The organism is Melioribacteraceae bacterium (assembly GCA_019638015.1).
Taxonomy (GTDB): domain Bacteria; phylum Bacteroidota; class Ignavibacteria; order Ignavibacteriales; family Melioribacteraceae; genus JAHBUP01.
This window is the reverse complement of the sequence record JAHBUP010000001.1, coordinates 3,013,216-3,031,172: the sequence shown is the minus strand read 5'-3', so window position 1 is coordinate 3,031,172 and position 17,957 is coordinate 3,013,216. Positions and strand designations below refer to the sequence as shown.

At 37.4% G+C, this 17,957-nt stretch carries 12 protein-coding genes, 2 tRNA genes and 3 rRNA genes; 11 read left to right on the top strand and 6 right to left on the bottom strand.

From position 1 onward, the window contains the following. Window positions 1-97: 97 nt before the first annotated feature. Genes KF816_13025 through KF816_13000 form a run of 6 tightly spaced genes read left to right on the top strand, consistent with a single transcriptional unit; the run spans window position 98 to window position 7,168 of the window. Window positions 98-2,551, top strand: a complete 2,454-nt coding sequence (locus KF816_13025; GenBank protein MBX3008933.1) for a penicillin acylase family protein — start codon at window positions 98-100, stop codon at window positions 2,549-2,551. A 54-nt stretch (window positions 2,552-2,605) separates the two neighbouring features. Further along, a complete protein-coding gene (locus KF816_13020) occupies window positions 2,606-3,559 on the top strand; it encodes a methylenetetrahydrofolate reductase (GenBank protein MBX3008932.1) in 954 nt (317 codons plus the stop codon). A 4-nt stretch (window positions 3,560-3,563) separates the two neighbouring features. Further along, entirely contained in the window at window positions 3,564-4,568 is a 1,005-nt protein-coding gene (locus KF816_13015) for a Gfo/Idh/MocA family oxidoreductase (protein ID MBX3008931.1), read from the top strand. Between the two features lie 14 nt (window positions 4,569-4,582). Continuing rightward, window positions 4,583-5,587, top strand: coding sequence for a D-alanine--D-alanine ligase (locus tag KF816_13010; protein MBX3008930.1), 1,005 nt, complete (start codon window positions 4,583-4,585; stop codon window positions 5,585-5,587). Window positions 5,588-5,591: 4 nt separating this feature from the next. Further along, complete coding sequence (locus KF816_13005) at window positions 5,592-5,873, top strand: septum formation initiator family protein (protein ID MBX3008929.1); 282 nt, start codon at window positions 5,592-5,594, stop codon at window positions 5,871-5,873. Beyond that, window positions 5,873-7,168: a replication-associated recombination protein A gene (locus tag KF816_13000; GenBank protein MBX3008928.1), complete on the top strand. Its 1,296-nt coding sequence runs from the start codon at window positions 5,873-5,875 to the stop codon at window positions 7,166-7,168. The genes KF816_13005 and KF816_13000 overlap by 1 nt, the downstream gene beginning before the upstream one ends. A 27-nt stretch (window positions 7,169-7,195) precedes the next feature. On the opposite strand, the gene dprA is transcribed toward KF816_13000, so the two are convergent. From dprA to KF816_12980, 4 genes are all read right to left on the bottom strand, one after another. After that, window positions 7,196-8,308, bottom strand: coding sequence for a DNA-processing protein DprA (gene dprA / locus KF816_12995; protein ID MBX3008927.1), 1,113 nt, complete (start codon window positions 8,306-8,308; stop codon window positions 7,196-7,198). After that, window positions 8,305-8,592 (bottom strand): EutN/CcmL family microcompartment protein, encoded by a 288-nt coding sequence (locus tag KF816_12990; protein MBX3008926.1) that lies wholly within the window; start codon window positions 8,590-8,592, stop codon window positions 8,305-8,307. The genes dprA and KF816_12990 overlap by 4 nt, the downstream gene beginning before the upstream one ends. 8 nt (window positions 8,593-8,600) lie before the next feature. Then, window positions 8,601-8,840, bottom strand: a complete 240-nt coding sequence (locus KF816_12985) for a hypothetical protein (protein MBX3008925.1) — start codon at window positions 8,838-8,840, stop codon at window positions 8,601-8,603. A 66-nt stretch (window positions 8,841-8,906) separates the two neighbouring features. Then, on the bottom strand, window positions 8,907-9,137 hold the full coding sequence (locus KF816_12980; protein MBX3008924.1) for a hypothetical protein: 231 nt from the start codon (window positions 9,135-9,137) through the stop codon (window positions 8,907-8,909). A 499-nt stretch (window positions 9,138-9,636) separates the two neighbouring features. Here KF816_12980 and KF816_12975 point away from each other — a divergent pair. From KF816_12975 to rrf, 5 genes are all read left to right on the top strand, one after another. Beyond that, a 16S ribosomal RNA gene (locus KF816_12975) occupies window positions 9,637-11,182 on the top strand. An 83-nt stretch (window positions 11,183-11,265) separates the two neighbouring features. Further along, window positions 11,266-11,339: transfer RNA gene (locus KF816_12970), tRNA-Ile, on the top strand. A gap of 35 nt (window positions 11,340-11,374) precedes the next feature. Further along, window positions 11,375-11,447 (top strand) — tRNA-Ala (locus tag KF816_12965). Window positions 11,448-11,576: 129 nt separating this feature from the next. Next, window positions 11,577-14,574 (top strand): 23S ribosomal RNA (locus KF816_12960). A gap of 99 nt (window positions 14,575-14,673) precedes the next feature. Next, window positions 14,674-14,790, top strand: a 5S ribosomal RNA gene (rrf, locus tag KF816_12955). The 16S, 23S and 5S rRNA genes sit together here with 2 tRNA genes alongside, the layout of an rRNA operon. 361 nt (window positions 14,791-15,151) lie before the next feature. Here the strand turns inward: rrf and KF816_12950 are convergent. Continuing rightward, window positions 15,152-17,077 carry a HAMP domain-containing protein gene (locus tag KF816_12950; GenBank protein ID MBX3008923.1) on the bottom strand — a complete coding sequence of 642 codons (1,926 nt, stop codon included), beginning with the start codon at window positions 17,075-17,077 and terminating at the stop codon, window positions 15,152-15,154. A 147-nt stretch (window positions 17,078-17,224) separates the two neighbouring features. Further along, on the bottom strand, window positions 17,225-17,944 hold the full coding sequence (locus KF816_12945) for a LamG domain-containing protein (protein MBX3008922.1): 720 nt from the start codon (window positions 17,942-17,944) through the stop codon (window positions 17,225-17,227). Window positions 17,945-17,957 lie beyond the last annotated feature (13 nt).

Below are 17,957 nucleotides of genomic sequence, written 5' to 3'. Positions count from 1 at the left end.
TCACAATTAATTAATATTTATATTTCAACTTAGTTAAATAATATTTTACGGGGCAAATCAAATGTTTATTTTTGAGTACTAATATAGTGGTTTTACGATGAATAAATTTTTAAAGGTATTTATAGGAATAGTAGCATCTGTTGTTGCAATCATTATTGTAATTTTTTCCATTTCATATTGGATGCTAAATAGAACTGTCCCAGAGTATGATGGTGAGACTAACTCTGAATCTCTTAAATCTTCAATTACGGTTTATCGTGATTCTTCAGCCATTCCTCTAATAGTTGCATTAAATGATGAAGATGCCGCATTTGGCATTGGCTATGTTCATGCTCAGGATAGATTATTTCAAATGGATGTTGCCCGCAGAGCAGGCGAGGGAAGATTAAGTGAGATATTTGGTACTTCAACTTTATCATTCGATAAAATGTTTAAAACGATCGGAATTTATAATAATGTAAAGAATAACTACGACCGGCTTAATCCTTTAACAAAAAAAATACTTAAATCATACGCCGATGGAGTGAATCATTTCATAAAAGAAAATAAAGGGAAATATCAACCCGAGTTTGGCATTCTTGGTTACGAACCATATAATTGGAAGCCCGAGCATTCATTGGTAATTGGCAAACTACTAGGTTGGGAGCTTAACATAAGCTGGTGGACGGATGTCGCATTTTCCGCGATCATTCAAAAAATTGGAGAGGAGAAGGCAAGACAGTTGCTACCAGATTTCCCACAGAACGCACCCACTATTATTCCTTCAGAATTTAAAAACATAGCTACTATTAAGACTGAGATTATTAACACAGATAGAAAGTTTAGAGAGTTCACCGGTTTTATTGGGACGCACATAGGTTCGAATAATTGGGTTGTTAATAATTCGATGTCGAGTTCCGCAAAACCAATTGTTGCTAATGATCCGCATCTGGCTTTTTCGGCACCGGGGAAGTGGTTCTTTATAATGGTAAGTTCACCAACATGGAAAGTTGAAGGGTTTTCTCTTCCCGGAATACCTGCCGTGATAATTGGAAAGAATCAAAACATTTCATGGGTGGTAACAAATGTTATGGCAGATGACGCTGATTTTTATGCTGAGCAGATAGATACCTCGGGCACTAAATATTTAATTGATGGCAATTGGAGAAATCTTAAATCTCGTAAAGAAATAATAAAAGTGAAAAATGGAGGGGATGAATTATTAGATATTAGAGAAAATCATCGTGGGCCACTTATTACTGATTCTCATCCCTATAATGTATTGTATCCAGGATCAAAAAATAATGCCGCATTGAGCATGAGGTGGACCGGTCTGGAATTTTCTGATGATTTATTTTCACTATTAATGATAAATAAGGCAAGTAATTGGGAAGAATTTAAACTGGCTCTCTCTCACTTCACAGTACCTGGTCAAAATTTTGTATATGGGGATAATAAAAACAATATTGGTTATATCTGTGCCTCCAAATTACCTGTTCGCTCGAATGCCAGTCCAACATTAGTTTATAATGGAACAACTTCATCAAACGATTGGAAAGGTTTTGTCCCTTACGGAGAGATGCCCATATTGTTTAATCCCGCTCAAAATTTTATTGCATCGGCAAATAATAAAACATTAAAAAATTTTCCTCACCATATTTCAAATTTGTGGGAACCATCTAGCAGAATTGAAAGGATCACGCAGCTATTATCTTCTAAATCAAAACATAATGTTAAAGATTTCAAAACATATCAGAATGATTTGATTTCCCCTTATTCTCAGAAAATTATCGGGTTTATTAAACCCGCATTTCAGAACGTTAGAATTAATGATAATAATTTAAGAGATGTAATAAAATTGCTCGACTCATGGAACTATGAAATGAATTCTGGAAGTCAATTACCCGCTATATATAATGTATTCCTAAAATTCTTAATTAAAAATATTTTTGAAGATGAACTTGGAAAAGAGCTATTCAGTCAATATGTATTTGTTGCTAATGTCCCATACAGAAAATTATTAGAAATATTGGAGGCAAATTCATCCACATTTCTTGATAATATAAATACTGCTGAAATCGAAACTCGGGATGAAATCATCCGGAACAGTTTAAGTGAGGCAACTACTTATCTGGAAAAACATTTTGGAAAAAATATAGCCGATTGGCAATGGGGAAATCTTCATACTGTAACCTTTAAACATATGTTTTCCGGTAAATCAGATTTTTTGGACAAGATTATTAATATTGGTCCTTACCCGATTGGAGGAGATGGTACAACAATTTTTAATACCGAATATTCATTCCGATATCTATCAAATTCTGATGATGAAATTCCAGTTACTACAAAATTTGAAAACATTTTAGGTCCTTCGATGCGGTACATTTATGATTTTGGTGACCCCGAAATTATTCATTTTATTTTGCCAACAGGGCAATCGGGTAATTTTATGAGTAGCCATTATTCCGATATGACAGACAAGTGGCGTAAGGGGAAATATATTAAGCTGGATATAAATGAAAATCGATTTATTCAGAAGAGTAAAAGTAAGATAACAATAACCGCAAATTAAAAAGTACTTTTAATCGTAAAACATTAAATTAAGTGGGCAATAAAAAGGATATATATGAAAGTAATTGAACATCTTGAAAAAGCTAAAGACACGTTAATAAGTTTTGAAATTATTCCTCCCAAAAGGGGTGGTAATGTAAAACAGTTATTAAATTTATTGGAAGATATAGTCGTTTATCATCCTCCATTTATTGATATAACGAGTCATGCCGCAGAAGTAATTTATGAAGAAACAAGTGGCGGACATGTTGAAATGCGAGTTAAGCGAAAGCGTCCGGGTACACTTGGGATATGCGCTTTAATTCAAAATAAATATAATATTGATGCGGTTCCTCATGTTTTATGTGAAGGTTTTACAAGAGAGGAAACGGAAGATTTCCTAATTGAGTTGCACTATCTGGGAATTGATAATGTACTTGCAATCAGAGGAGATGATAATGGTTTCCGTAAACCATTAAAGTTTGGGCGTAGTTTAAATAGATTTGCTGTTGATTTAGTAAGCCAGATTGTTAAAGTAAATAAGGGGAAGTATCTTGAAGATGGATTGCTTGATGCAGATCCGATGGATTTTTGTGTTGGAATAAGCGGATATCCGGAAAAACATTTTGAAGCGCCAAATTTGTTAACCGATATTAAATATACTAAAGCAAAAATTGAAGCCGGCGCATCATATATAGTTACTCAAATGTTTTATGATAACAAATCATTTTTTAATTATTTGGATTTATGCAGGAAAGAGGGGATTACAGCTCCAATAATACCGGGAATAAAAATTATCACCAGTAAACTTCAATTGACTAATATTCCTAAAAACTTTTTTATTGATATTCCGGCTGAATTGGCTGAAGAAATTAACTCTGCAAAAAATGAACATGTTCAGGAAATTGGTGTGAATTGGGCATTAAAGCAAGTTGAAGAATTATTAAACGCAAATGTACCAGCATTACATTTTTACATTATGCAAAATTCAAAACCTATTAATATGTTAATGAAAAAATTAAAACTATAAAATTATGATAACATCAAAATCGTTATTAAGAAAAGCACTGCCAAAAAAAATTAAGTGGGGAATTGCAGGATGCGGAATATTTGCTGAGAATAATTTGTTACCCGCTTTTCAATTTCTGAGAAGAAGTAAAGTAGTTTCTTTGTACAGTGGAGATTTTTATAGAGCGAAAAATCTTTCATCAAAGTATGGAATACCAAATGCATTCGATGATTTTGATAAATTCTTAAAGAGTGGAATTGATGCTGTCTATATTTCAAGCGCTAATGCAAATCATTACTGGCAGGCAATAAAGGCGGCGGAATCAAAGTTAAATATACTTTGTGAAAGGCCAATCGCAATTACTTCAGTTCATGCATCCGAAATGATTGACGCTTGTAAAAAAAATGGTGTGCACTTAATGGTTAATTACTCACACCGATTTCACCCCCTAGTACTTAAAGCAAAAGAATTACTCAATCTCCAAATTCTTGGAAAAATTTTTTCAATCTCAGCATCTTCCAATATTGAAGTATCACCAGGTCAAACTTTTAGATTTAATAAAGAACTCAGCGGCGGTGGAGTATTAATTGATGTTGGTTCTCAAGTTATTGATGGACTTCGTTTTTTGGGAGGTAACATCACAGACTTTAAATCATTTTCAGATAATATTGTACATAATAGCGAAGTAGAAGATTTTTCTGCGGCTATTCTAAAATTTGAAAAGGGAGGATATGGGCAATTCAATGTTTTTTATTCTGATAAAAAACCTCATAGTATAATTGACATCTTTGGCTATAATGGCTCACTCAGTATTGAAAGTATGATGGGAAAGAATGGTGCAATTACTAATTTAGTGATCAACTTTCCGGGTGAAGCCCGTAAAGTTTTTCGGAAAAGAGGAAACCGAACTGTTTATATGCTGAAGGCGGTACAAAAAATGTTCTTAAAAAAGCAACCCGATTATTCAATCGCTCAAGATGCGTTGGAAAGTTTAAAATTGATTGAAAGAATTACTAACTCTAACAAATAAACTCCGGCTAAATTATGTATAAGAATAAGTTAAATATTGCACTACTTGTAGGAGGTACATCTCCGGAAAGGCAAGTCTCAAAAGCTAGTTCCAAATCCATATACATTGCTTTAACTGAACTAGGATATAACGTAAAAGTGTTTGATCCCGGACTTGGAGTTGATCAACTTGCAAATATTGACGATTATTTTGCAGTGGAAGATAAAGGTGTTTTGAATGATGAAAATTATGTAAAGTTAGTTGCCTCTCCATTATTTGATAATATTGACGCTGTTTTTATTGGATTGCATGGAAAGTGGGGTGAGGATGGTGCATTGCAATCGCTACTTGAGTTAAGAGGAATTAAATATACCGGTTCATCAATTCTTGCCAGCGCAATTGCGATGGATAAAATATATTCTAAAATAATGTTCAGACATTTTGGGGTGTTAACTCCAAATTGGATTGATCTGGAAAAAGGTAATTACAATCTATCTGATATAAAATCTTTAATAAAAGAAAAAATATTTTATCCATGTATTGTAAAACCGAATGATTCCGGTTCCACAATTGGATTATCAAAATGCAAAGATGAATCAGAAATTGATTCAGCTGTAGTTGAAGCGTTTAAGTATTCATCAAAAATTTTGATTGAAGAATTTATTCCGGGTAGGGAACTGACAGTCGCAGTAATAAAAAATAAAACATACCCGGTTCTGGAGATAATTCCGCATTCCGGTTTTTATGACTATGAATCAAAATATACTCCCGGAATGACTGACTATATTGTACCAGCAGATATACCTGATGAACTTTCTCAGTATCTTCAGAAGCAAGCTCTCCTCGCGTTCAAAGCTTTAGGTTGTAAAACTTATTCGAGGGTTGATTTCCGGGTTAACGAAAAAAGTGAAGCCTATGTCCTTGAAGTAAATAATTTGCCCGGGATGACTAGTACAAGTCTTGTACCTAAAATGGCAAAATGCGCGGGTTTATCTTTTAATGAATTAATAGATATAATTCTCAAAGACGCACTTTCATAAAAAGATGAAAAAGAATCTTGTTGTAAGAATTGTTATCGGGCTATTATTTCTTCTGGTAATTGGGTACTTGGTATTCAATGACAATGGTTTTATAAAGTTTATGAAACTTAAAAATGAAATTCATGAGCTTCAGATTCGAATTGACAGTGCCGACCAAAAATTGAAATCACTTCAGCAGGAAATTGATTCACTTCAAACCAGCCAAGAAAAAATTGAAAAAGTTGCGAGAGAAAGGTACGACATGAAATTTCCGGATGAAAATGTTATTAAAATTGATGAGAACTGATGCAAAGTGATCCCACAAATAATTATTTACCTTTAGCAGAGAGGTGCCGTCCCAAAAATCTAGAACAATTCTTCGGTCAATCAAAATTGGTTGGAATTGATGAACCGTTGAGAAGAATGATTGAAGCAGATTCAATTCAATCAATGATCTTTTGGGGGCCTCCTGGAAGCGGTAAAACTACACTTGCCAGAATTATCGCTCAAACAACCAATTCTCAATTTTATCAAATCAATGCGGTGTCAGCCGGCGTTAAAGATGTGCGTCAAATTATTGAAAGAGCCAAACTAAACTTAGATCATAATCAGCGCACAATTTTATTTATTGATGAAATTCATAGATTCAATAAATCACAGCAAGATGCTCTTCTCTCGAGTGTTGAATCGGGGGAGTTAGTATTAATCGGCGCTACAACCGAAAATCCATCATTTGAAGTAATTCCGGCTTTAAGATCAAGAGTTCGCATTTTTGTTTTGGAACAGCTTTCAAGCGATGATCTATCTAACATTTTAAAGCATGCACTCGAAAATGATGAATACTTAAAAAATAAAAGAATTAGAATAGATGATGAACAATTTATAATTATCTCTTCCGGCGGAGATGCGCGTGTTCTCCTCAATATTGTTGAAGCGGCCGTTCTTCATGAAAAAGAAAAGGATGAAATAATAATTGATAATCCGCTCATTGAAAAAATTCTTCAACAAAAAAATATTCTTTACGATAAAAGTGGTGAAGAACATTTTAATATAATTTCAGCATTTATTAAAAGTATGCGGGGTTCCGATCCCGATGCTGCTGTTTACTGGCTTGCGAGAATGATAGAAGGGGGAGAAGACCCGCTTTTTATTGCCAGAAGAATGATAATTTTTGCATCAGAAGATATTGGAAATGCCTCTCCTAACGCTTTACTTCTTGCTGTAGCCACTTTTCAAGCTATTGAAAAAATAGGGATGCCCGAATCAAGAATTATTTTATCTCAATGTGCAACTTACTTAGCTAGTTCTGTAAAAAGTAATTCAGCTTACCTTGCAATAGATAAAGCATTGGGTGATGTTAAAGCATTATCCCAATTTCCGGTTCCAATGCACCTTAGGAATGCTCCAACTTCATTAATGAAAAATTTAGATTATGGGAAGAACTATAAATATCCTCACGATTTTGAAAATCATTTTGTGCTCGAGGATTATTTACCAGATCAGATAAAAAATAAACAGTACTATATTCCTACCAGCAATGGTTCGGAAAAAGCTATTTTGGAAAGATTGAAAATGCTGTGGAATGGGAAAAAGAAGTACTAGTTTTTTAAAGGTGATTAAATTAATATTTTAAATTCTTACAAACATTTTCCCCGGAAACTGCTTTACAACTCCCTTAAATTCGAGTGTTAATAAATTTACAAGACAATCAGAAGTTGCCATCTCAGTTTTTTCCGCAATATCGTCAATATAAATTGGCTCATCCGAAAGAACCGATAAAGTTTTTGCTTCGAATAAATTTAGATCTAATTCTGGCTGCAATTTTGAAACTGATTTTTGATCAAGTTTAATATTCAGTTCCTCTAAAATATCATGGACTGATGTTACCAATCTTGCGATATTCTTTTTAATTAAATAATTACAGCCATCACTAAATTGTGAATTGACATTTCCTGGTACTGCAAATACTTCACGATCCTGGTCATAAGCATAATTCGCGGTTTGAATAGCTCCACCATTAATTCTTGTTTCGATAACCAGAGTGGCAATACTTAACCCGCTTATTATTCTATTTCTTTTTGGAAAGTTTTGAGCATCGGGTTTAGTTCCTAATTCATATTCGCTAATTACTAATCCGTTTTCGCAGATTTGCTCGAACAATTTTTTATTCTCTGATGGATAAATTACATCCAGTCCCGAGCCTATTACCGCGAATGTTTGTCCCCCTTTTTTAAGGGCGCTGTTATGAGATGCGGAATCAATTCCTCTAGCCAGCCCACTCACAATTATTAAGTTGTTTTCTACAAGATCAGCGGCAAAATTTTCAGCTTGAATTCTGCCATAGTTAGTAGGCGTTCGGGTTCCCACTATAGCAATTTTGGAACCATAATTTAATTTAGCGCTTCCTTTTAAATATAATAGTATCGGGGGATAGTAAATATTTCTCAATATTGAGGGGTATTCATCTTCCCAATACGTTATTAATCTCGCCCCCTGCTTTTTGAGTTGATCTAGTTCATTGGAGAGAATCTTTTTCGTAGATTCAAAATGGGGTTTGTTTTTAATGATATTCAATGCGGAACTTGTGTGGATTCCTTCAACTTTTATAATTTCGGAAAGAGTTGAAGCGTATATGTTTTCAAATGACTTAAAGTGTGACTTGAGAGCTAGAATTTTTTGAGGACCGATATTTTCTGTTGAACTTAAAAGTTTGAGATAAGCAAGTTCATTTAAATCATTCACGTTTTATTATCTTCATTAATTTCGATATTATCTACAATCGCGATAATCATTGTATTTACCGGTGTGCTTTTATTCCCCAGAATTTGCTGAACGGCATCCCCCTCCTGAGCAATAATTACTCTATCCCCTATACCTGCATCCAAAGTATCCAGTGATATTACATCTTTGTTATCAGTAAATTGCCCATCCAAACTAATTTGCTTACACACCAGAAGTTTGTGACCTTTCAAAAATACATTCTTCTGAGTGGAAACAATATTACCAACAACTTTTGCTAAATACATTTATCGGATTAATCGTTTTTTTTGAGAATTGCAATCGGAATAACGATGATATAAGCAATAAAAAGTAAAATTGGCGCAATATTGAGAGATGAATTACTATCCCAACTTCCTTGCGCCATAAAAATAAATCCCGCTAATATCATCAACATACCAAGGCCTAATAAAGCAAAATTTTTTGTGCCCCAATAATCTCTGAAAACAATCTCTTTCTTTTTTTGTTCTTTAGAACTTGACCGTATTTTCGACATCAACTTACCTTATATTATGTAATTGCGTCCTTAAATTAAACTTCAAAAAATGTAATGTCAAGAAGACTATTTTCCAATATGATACACAATCTTTCTAATTGTGTCTGATTGCAAGTAGGGATAATCGGCACGTATTTTTTCAATTGCCTCAGTAACACTTAATTTAGTTGTTTTTAACTCCATAAATCTTTTACGAATTATATGGTCTCGAAGTGTTTTCTGATTTAGCAGCTTACGAGATTCTAAAATTTCGTAAACATGATCTGGGATCAAGTCTGATAATGGATTCTGGTTCATATTTTTCTCCCGTTATTTGAAACAATGAACTCTTCAACATCAAAAAATTCTTAGAGTTCCCTAAAACAACCAATCAAATATGGTTGGTATTTAACTATTGAGTAAACAAATTTGCACATTACTCGATTTCTGTGGCAACTCACAAAACTTAAATATACTGTGAAGCAAATAGTCCCCGCATTGAGAAAAAAGTAAACAATCACCTCACTTCAGCAGAAAATTAAAGATAGCTAAGCAAAATCCTATCAAGTAAAAGACTTCTGTGAATTTTAAATTTGCATTCTTTAAAAAAATGTATTAGGTTTCATGCCCGTTTTTGAAACGATTGCTCTTTAAAACAATTCAAGAAAAATTCGAAAAAAAAGTATAAGGCTCTTGACAAAACTAAATCTCTGCCTTATATTTGGAATCCTTGTTTAATTATGTTCTTTGATAGAGTGAGTGACTAAAGAATTTCTTTGGGAAAACTTTGTTGATTTATAAAATTTAATAAAACTCTACAACGGAGAGTTTGATCCTGGCTCAGGACGAACGCTGGCGGCGTGCTTAACACATGCAAGTCTAGGAGAATAAAGTAGCAATACTTTTAGTAAACTGGCGCAAGGGTGAGTAATATGTAAGTAATTTACCTGTGGATTCGGAATAACTCGTCGAAAGGCGGGCTAATACCGTATAATGCAGCGGCATCGCATGATGATGTTGTTAAAGTTGCAGCAATGTAACGTCTACAGATAAGCTTGCATCTGATTAGCTAGTTGGCGGGGTAACTGCCCACCAAGGCTACGATCAGTAGCTGGTCTGAGAGGATGATCAGCCACACTGGAACTGAGACACGGTCCAGACTCCTACGGGAGGCAGCAGTGAGGAATATTGGGCAATGGACGCAAGTCTGACCCAGCAACGCCGCGTGGAGGATGAAAGCCGTAAGGTTGTAAACTCCTTTTGAAGGGGACGAAAAATCAAGTTTCGTAAGGGACTTGAACTGACGGTACCCTTAGAAGAAGCCCCGGCTAACTACGTGCCAGCAGCCGCGGTAATACGTAGGGGGCAAGCGTTGTCCGGATTTACTGGGTGTAAAGGGCGCGTAGGCGGGTTTGTAAGTCAGTGGTGAAATCCTGCGGCTTAACCGTAGAACTGCCATTGATACTGCAAATCTTGAGTTTGGAAGAGAGAAGCGGAATTCCAGGTGTAGTGGTGAAATACGTAGATATCTGGAAGAACACCAGTGGCGAAGGCGGCTTCTTGGTCCATAACTGACGCTGAGGCGCGAAAGCGTGGGGATCAAACAGGATTAGATACCCTGGTAGTCCACGCTGTAAACGATGAATACTAGGTGTTGGATGCATTAGTATCCAGTGCCGCAGCTAACGCATTAAGTATTCCACCTGGGGAGTACGATCGCAAGGTTGAAACTCAAAGGAATTGACGGGGGCCCGCACAAGCAGTGGAGCATGTGGTTTAATTCGATGCAACGCGAAGAACCTTACCTAGGCTTGAAAAGCAAGCGACCGAGTGTGAAAGCACTCTTCCAGCAATGGCGCTTGTACAGGTGCTGCATGGCTGTCGTCAGCTCGTGCCGTGAGGTGTTGGGTTAAGTCTCGCAACGAGCGCAACCCCTACCATTAGTTGCCATCAGGTTATGCTGGGCACTTTAATGGGACTGCCTACGCAAGTAGTGAGGAAGGTGGGGATGACGTCAAGTCAGCATGGCCCTTACGTCTAGGGCTACACACGTGCTACAATGGGTGCTACAATGGGTTGCCAAACCGCGAGGTGGAGCCAATCCCATAAAGGCATCCTCAGTTCGGATTGCAGTCTGAAACTCGACTGCATGAAGCTGGAATTGCTAGTAATCGCGTATCAGCACGACGCGGTGAATACGTTCCCGGGCCTTGTACACACCGCCCGTCAAGCCATGGAAGCCGGGGGTACCCGAAGTTAGTGACCTAACCGCAAGGAAGGAGCTACCTAAGGTAAAACTGGTGACTGGGGCTAAGTCGTAACAAGGTAGCCGTACCGGAAGGTGCGGCTGGATCACCTCCTTTCTAAAGAGATCAACATTCTCAAGTTATTCTCGTCACTCACTCTTATTTTTTCTGAGCAGCTAAGGCTGTTGTGATAATATCACGGGCCTGTAGCTCAGATGGTTAGAGCGCACGCCTGATAAGCGTGAGGTCAGTGGTTCAACTCCACTCAGGCCCACATGGGCGATGTGTTAAGTTAGCCCTATTAATTTAGGGGCTATAGCTCAATTGGGAGAGCGCCGCCCTTGCAAGGCGGAGGTTAACGGTTCGATCCCGTTTAGCTCCACACTTTCCGCTTTAGCGGAATGTTCTTTGAAAGATTGAAAGAGTATTGATATAAAATATTAATACTGCAAGAGTCTGTATCAAATATGATTTAAAATATACATCTATCTTGTGATAAATTAAAGATTTTGGCTAAGTTACTAAGGGCATATGGTGGATGCCTTGGTACAAAGAGGCGATGAAGGACGCGATTACCGGCGATACGCCACGGTAAGGTGGAAGTAACCTAGAACCCGTGGATTTCCGAATGGGGCAACCCTTCCAGAGTAATGTCTGGAAATTCTTATCTCAATAAATAGGATAAGTAAAGCTAACCCAGGGAACTGAAACATCTAAGTACCTGGTGGAAGAGAAAACAAAAGTGATTTCCCTAGTAGTGGCGAGCGAAAAGGAATCAGCCTAAACCGTCTAACATGTTAAAGGCTGTAACCGTTGTGTTAGCGGTGTTGTGGGATATTTTTAGACTGAATTACAGTTAAGTCGGGAAGTAAAAAATTATATTGTTAGTCGAATGTTCTGGAAAGTTCAACCATAGAGGGTGATAGTCCCGTAGGTTAAAGCAATATAACTTCTTGAAAAATACTCCCAAGTAGCACGGAATAAGTGGAAGTCTGTGTGAATCTAGCAGAACCATCTGCTAAGGCTAAATACTTCTTTGTAACCGATAGCGCATAGTACCGTGAGGGAAAGGTGAAAAGTACTCCTAACAGGAGAGTGAAATAGTACCTGAAACCATATGCTTACAAGCAGTTGGAGTCTCTTTATGGGATGACAGCGTGCCTTCTGGATAATGAGCCTACGAGTTAGTCGTCTGTTGCAAGGTTAATGGCCTAAGGTCAGAAGCCGTAGCGAAAGCGAGTCTTAATAGGGCGTTTTAGTAACAGGCGCTAGACGCGAAACCGGGTGATCTACCCTCGTCCAGGATGAAGTGAGGGTAAAACCTCATGGAGGTCCGAACCAGTGTGGGTTGAAAACTACTTGGATGAGGTGAGGGTAGGAGCGAAAGACCAATCAAACTCGGAGATAGCTCGTATTCCTCGAAATAGCTTTAGGGCTAGCGTCGAGTAAAAGTGTAAGGGAGGTAGAGCACTGATTGGGCTAGGGCTGTCACAACGGTACCAAACCCAGACAAACTCCGAATTCCCTATACATGTTTCTCGGCAGTCAGGCTATCAGGGATAAGCTTGGTGGCCAAAAGGGAAACAACCCAGACCAACAACTAAGGCCCCCAAATAGTAGTTAATAGAGAAAGGATGTTAAGTTGCTCAGACAACTAGGATGTTGGCTTAGAAGCAGCCATTCATTTAAAGAGTGCGTAATAGCTCACTAGTCAAGCGACTTAGCGCCGACAATACCCGGGACTTAAACTACTTGCCGACGTTTTGGATTCCGAGCAATCGGAATGGTAGAGGAACATTCTATTCTGCACTGAAGGTGTGTCGCGAGGCATGCTGGAGCGAATAGAAACGCAAATGTAGGCATTAGTAACGAGAATGCGGATGAAAAATCCGCACGCCGCAAATCTAAGGTTTCCTGAGCAATGTTAGTCATCTCAGGGTTAGTCGGATCCTAAGCCGAGGCTGAAAGGCGTAGGCGATGGAAAACAGGCAAAAATTCCTGTACCTGGTGTAAATTGTTTGACCATAAGGAGGGACGCAGAAGTGAAAGATCAGCCACCTGTTGGATTAGGTGGTCTAAGTATGTAGGCTTTGGATGTAGGCAAATCCGCATCCATTTAGGCCGAGATACGAACGGGAGGGCTTAGCCCATAAACTGATCCTAATCATACTGCCGAGAAAAGCTTCGTATGGGAAATTTATATCAGTCCGTACCGTAAACCGACACAGGTAGATGGGATGAATATTCTAAGGCGCTCGAGTGAGCCGTGGTTAAGGAACTCGGCAAATTAACCCCGTAAGTTAGCGAGAAGGGGTGCCTCTAGTAGGTGAGATTGTACAAATCAAGCTGAATGAGGCCGCAGATAAATGGCCCAAGCAACTGTTTAACAAAAACACATGTCTCTGCGAAGTCAATTAAGACGAAGTATAGGGACTGACACCTGCCCGGTGCTGGAAGGTTAAGAGGAGAGGTCAGCGCAAGCGAAGCTTTGAATCGAAGCCCCAGTAAACGGCGGCCGTAACTATAACGGTCCTAAGGTAGCGAAATTCCTTGTCGGGTAAGTTCCGACCTGCACGAATGGTGTAATGATTTGGGCACTGTCTCAACCACGGGCTCGGTGAAATTGTGGTACCGGTGAAGACGCCGGTTACCCGCATATGGACGGAAAGACCCCGTGCACCTTTACTGCACCCTAACATTGGGTTCGGGTAAAGCATGTGTAGCATAGGTGGGAGACTTTGAAGCCGGGGCGCTAGCTTCGGTGGAGTCAACGGTGAAATACCACCCTTGTTTTATTTGGATTCTAACCTCTGCCCTTGAATCAGGGCAAGGGACATTGTTAGGCGGGTAGTTTGACTGGGGCGGTCGCCTCCCAAAAAGTAACGGAGGCTCTCAAAGGTTCCCTCAGCATGGTTGGTAATCATGCGTTGAGTGCAAAGGCATAAGGGAGCTTAACTGCAAGACATACAGGTCGAGCAGATGGGAAACCAGGACTTAGTGATCCGGCGGTAGCGTGTGGAAGTGCCGTCGCTCAAAGGATAAAAGGTACGCCGGGGATAACAGGCTGATCTTGCCCAAGAGTTCATATCGACGGCAAGGTTTGGCACCTCGATGTCGGCTCATCGCATCCTGGGGCTGAAGAAGGTCCCAAGGGTTTGGCTGTTCGCCAATTAAAGCGGTACGTGAGCTGGGTTCAGAACGTCGTGAGACAGTTCGGTCCCTATCCTATGCGGGCGCAGGATATTTGAGAAGAGTCGTTTCTAGTACGAGAGGACCGAAATGAACGTACCTCTAGTGTACCAATTGTCACGCCAGTGGCATCGTTGGGTAGCTATGTACGGATGTGATAAGCGCTGAAAGCATCTAAGTGCGAAGCACACTTCAAGATAAGATATCCCTGCCGTAAGGCACTAAAGACTCCTCGGAGATGACGAGGTTGATAGGCTGCAGGTGTAAGTGTAGTAATACATTTAGCCGAGCGGTACTAATAAGTCGTGCGACTTAGCCATTAAATTTATTTCAAGATAGCTGTAAACAGACTCCCCTTTCAATCTTTCATTAATTTTTTGATTGATTAGTTGATTCCGTTAGTTACGGAACAAAGTTTTTCTGGTGGTTATAGCTACGGGGAAACACCTCTTCCCATTTCGAACAGAGTAGTTAAGCCCGTATACGCCGATGGTACTGCATGCGCAGGTGTGTGGGAGAGTAGGTAGCCGCCAGGATTTTTAATTATAACCCTTCAATGCTTTGCGTTGAAGGGTTTCTTGTTTTAAAAAAGCAAAAATGATTGGGTTGTAGTAATTCGTTAATTGATGATTGATTCTGTAGAGAGGGTTAAGTCCGGAGCTAGTAGCAGCTAACGCTCCTTCGGCGGGTGAAGATTTTTAATATAACCCTTCGATACTTTGCTTTGAAGGACTATTTATGAAAAAATATTTACTTCTTTTGGTATTAAACTGTTAAGTAATCAAACAGTCCCTTCCCAACTTAAACAAGAAATCTTTTCTGATAATATATCAAGCTTTCTGGATTAATTTGTTTGATGAATCCTTTTCATTCATTTACACAATAACCTGTAAAATCTCAATATTCTTTTTCAATATTAAATTTGTGGACTAAAACAGAAAGTGTATTTGTTAGATTATTCAATTTATCCGCTGAGGAAGCCACATTTTTAATTTTCTCACTTGTTTCGTCTGTTAGATTTTTTATCAAATCAATGTTTTTAGTAATTTCTTCAGATGTACTCGTCTGTTCTTCACTGGCGGCTGCTATTTGAGATACTATTTCGGATAAATTTTTATTTGATTTTGAAATATCTTCAAATAGAGTTTCTATTTCTTCAATCATTTCTAGACCAACATTAACCAGTTTGCCTGATTCAATCATCGAAGAATCAGCACTTTGAGCTTCACCTTGAACTGTTTTAATAGTCAACGAAATTTCCTTTGTTGCTTTAGTTGTTCTTTCTGCAAGTTTTCTAACTTCATCTGCAACGACTGCAAATCCTCTTCCTTGTTCACCGGCTCTGGCAGCTTCTATAGCGGCATTAAGTGCTAACAAATTAGTTTGATCAGCGATATCATTAATAACTTGAGTGATTTCACCGATTTGTTCCGTTTTTGAAGCCAACGAAGATATAATTTTATATGTATCCTGGGCTGAATGAATTATCCTATTCATTCCAAATTTTGTTTCAATAATTTTCATCTTCCCAATAGAAGTATTTTTGTCAGCTTCTTTCGCATCGAATTCCGCTTTGTGTAGGTTTCTTGTTGTTTCAATAATTGTTTTACTCATTTCTTCCATTGCACCGGCAATTTCAGTTGTTTGGTGGGTTTGTAATTGTGCACTGTGTGCAATTAATTCGGATACTTCTGCGATCTGACTTGAAGTTTGAGACACAGAACTAGTGGCTTGAGAAACTTCATGAACCAAACGCTGTATTTTCGATACAGCTTCATTAAAACCAGAAAAAAGCTTTCCCATCTCGTCGTTATTAACTTGATTAATTGATACAGTTAAATCGCCATGGGAAAACTTTTTCATTTCTGTGAGCAATTGATCTACACTGTTAACCAAATACTGATGTTGCCTTTCTGCAATTTCATGCTCTTGCTTAATCAATTCTGATGCTTTTTGAGTCTCTTTTTCCTTTAAATTTGCTTTCGATAATGCATTTCGAATTGTATCCAACATTTTCGATAATGCAAGTGTAAGCCTACCAACTTCGTCGTTTCTATCGATGATTTCTACTTTTTCATTAACTTCGCCAGCGGCAATTTGATCAGCAGTTTTAACCAACTTGTTGATTGGCTTTGATAAAATGTGAGAATTAATAAAACCAAGCCCAACAGCAATAATAAAACCTAAAATAGTCCAGAGATAAGATTCATTTTTTGAATCAGTATAAATTTCATTAGCAGTAACTATTTTTTTCTGAATCTCATTTTGGTTTGAAGAAATCATTTTTTTCAATTCACCAGAGCATTTCAAGTACTTTTGTCTGGAAAGCAATGAAACATCCACTGCAGATTGTTCAAGTTGTTGAACTAATTGTCTATCAACTTTTTCTACATTGTTAAGAAGGAGATCCTTTTCCTTAACCAGATCAATTGCCTTTTGGTGAGCCAGTTTCCATTCATTCAAAAACAATTCAACATTTTTCCATTTTTCTTTGATTGAATCGCTCAATTCAACATTATTTTTATTTATTAATATTGCATCTATAACAGCAAAAGCTTTTTGAATGTTCTCAAAAAATTTCATTCTCATTTCTTGATCTTTAACATTTGGATTTACAAGTGATCTTTCGTTTATCGTGATGTCCCGTATAGACATACTAATAGTATAGATATTTTCTATATGAGGAATTGTATGGTTATCAGTTTGCTCAAGCATTTTCATGATTACATCCATTTTTTGATTAGCTTGATACCCAATTAGAAGGGCAAAAAAAGCTACCAATATGAATGATAGAATTATTTTATTCCGAATTTTCATGTTCATAAAAAACTTCATCCAAACCTCAATTTTTTAATTTGGTCAAAATTTACTTAATGAGAATGGTTAATTATCGAGTCAATTTATGAATTGTTTATGTCGAAAAGGTAATAGATTGGTATTATTGGATTTCGCTACAAAAGAAACGATAGTTTAATTATTTTGAATTGATATTTTTTTAAAGGAAAAATCCTTCGCCGGAAGAGCATGATGTGAAAATAGGATTGAATGTATAAATCCCTTAAACCATGAGCGAGGATCCATTCTTGCCCCGATTGAAATCTGGCCATTATTAATCCGATTCATGTTAAATTCAATACTACCGCTAAGCTCTAATTTACCATTAACAAAATGTTTCATAGCCCCATTCGAGTAGCTAAGAGCAACATGATACCACTTCCCAATTTCATGACTTATTGTTGAATCATAAAGTGTTAAGCGAGAATTATCACATTTTAAAAAAGTATCGAGAGACCAACGATTATTTTTCAAATATCGTAATTCAATCAGTATTCTGCTATTATCATCTTCCAAATTCCGAAGATGAAAATAGCGTTGTTCATGATTTTGAATTTGATCAGCTGAATCAGGTTTAATAATTATCTCGATAGTAAATGAAGATGCTCTATCAAGAGGATTATCTTTAATTAAAAAACCATCATTAATTCCATCAAAATAAAATGATTTTCCAATTTCAGTTTCTCTCAATTGAGGAATGTCTGTTCCTCCACTATTGGTAATTGGTAAAATTTTTAAATAACCTATGGAATCTCTATTCTCGAAATTCCAAATAACTTTTGATTGAGGATAAATGCAATTGGCGAGGGAAAAAAATAAAAAAATAAAATTCGTTAATAGTGAATTTCTAATCATTAATTAATTCAAC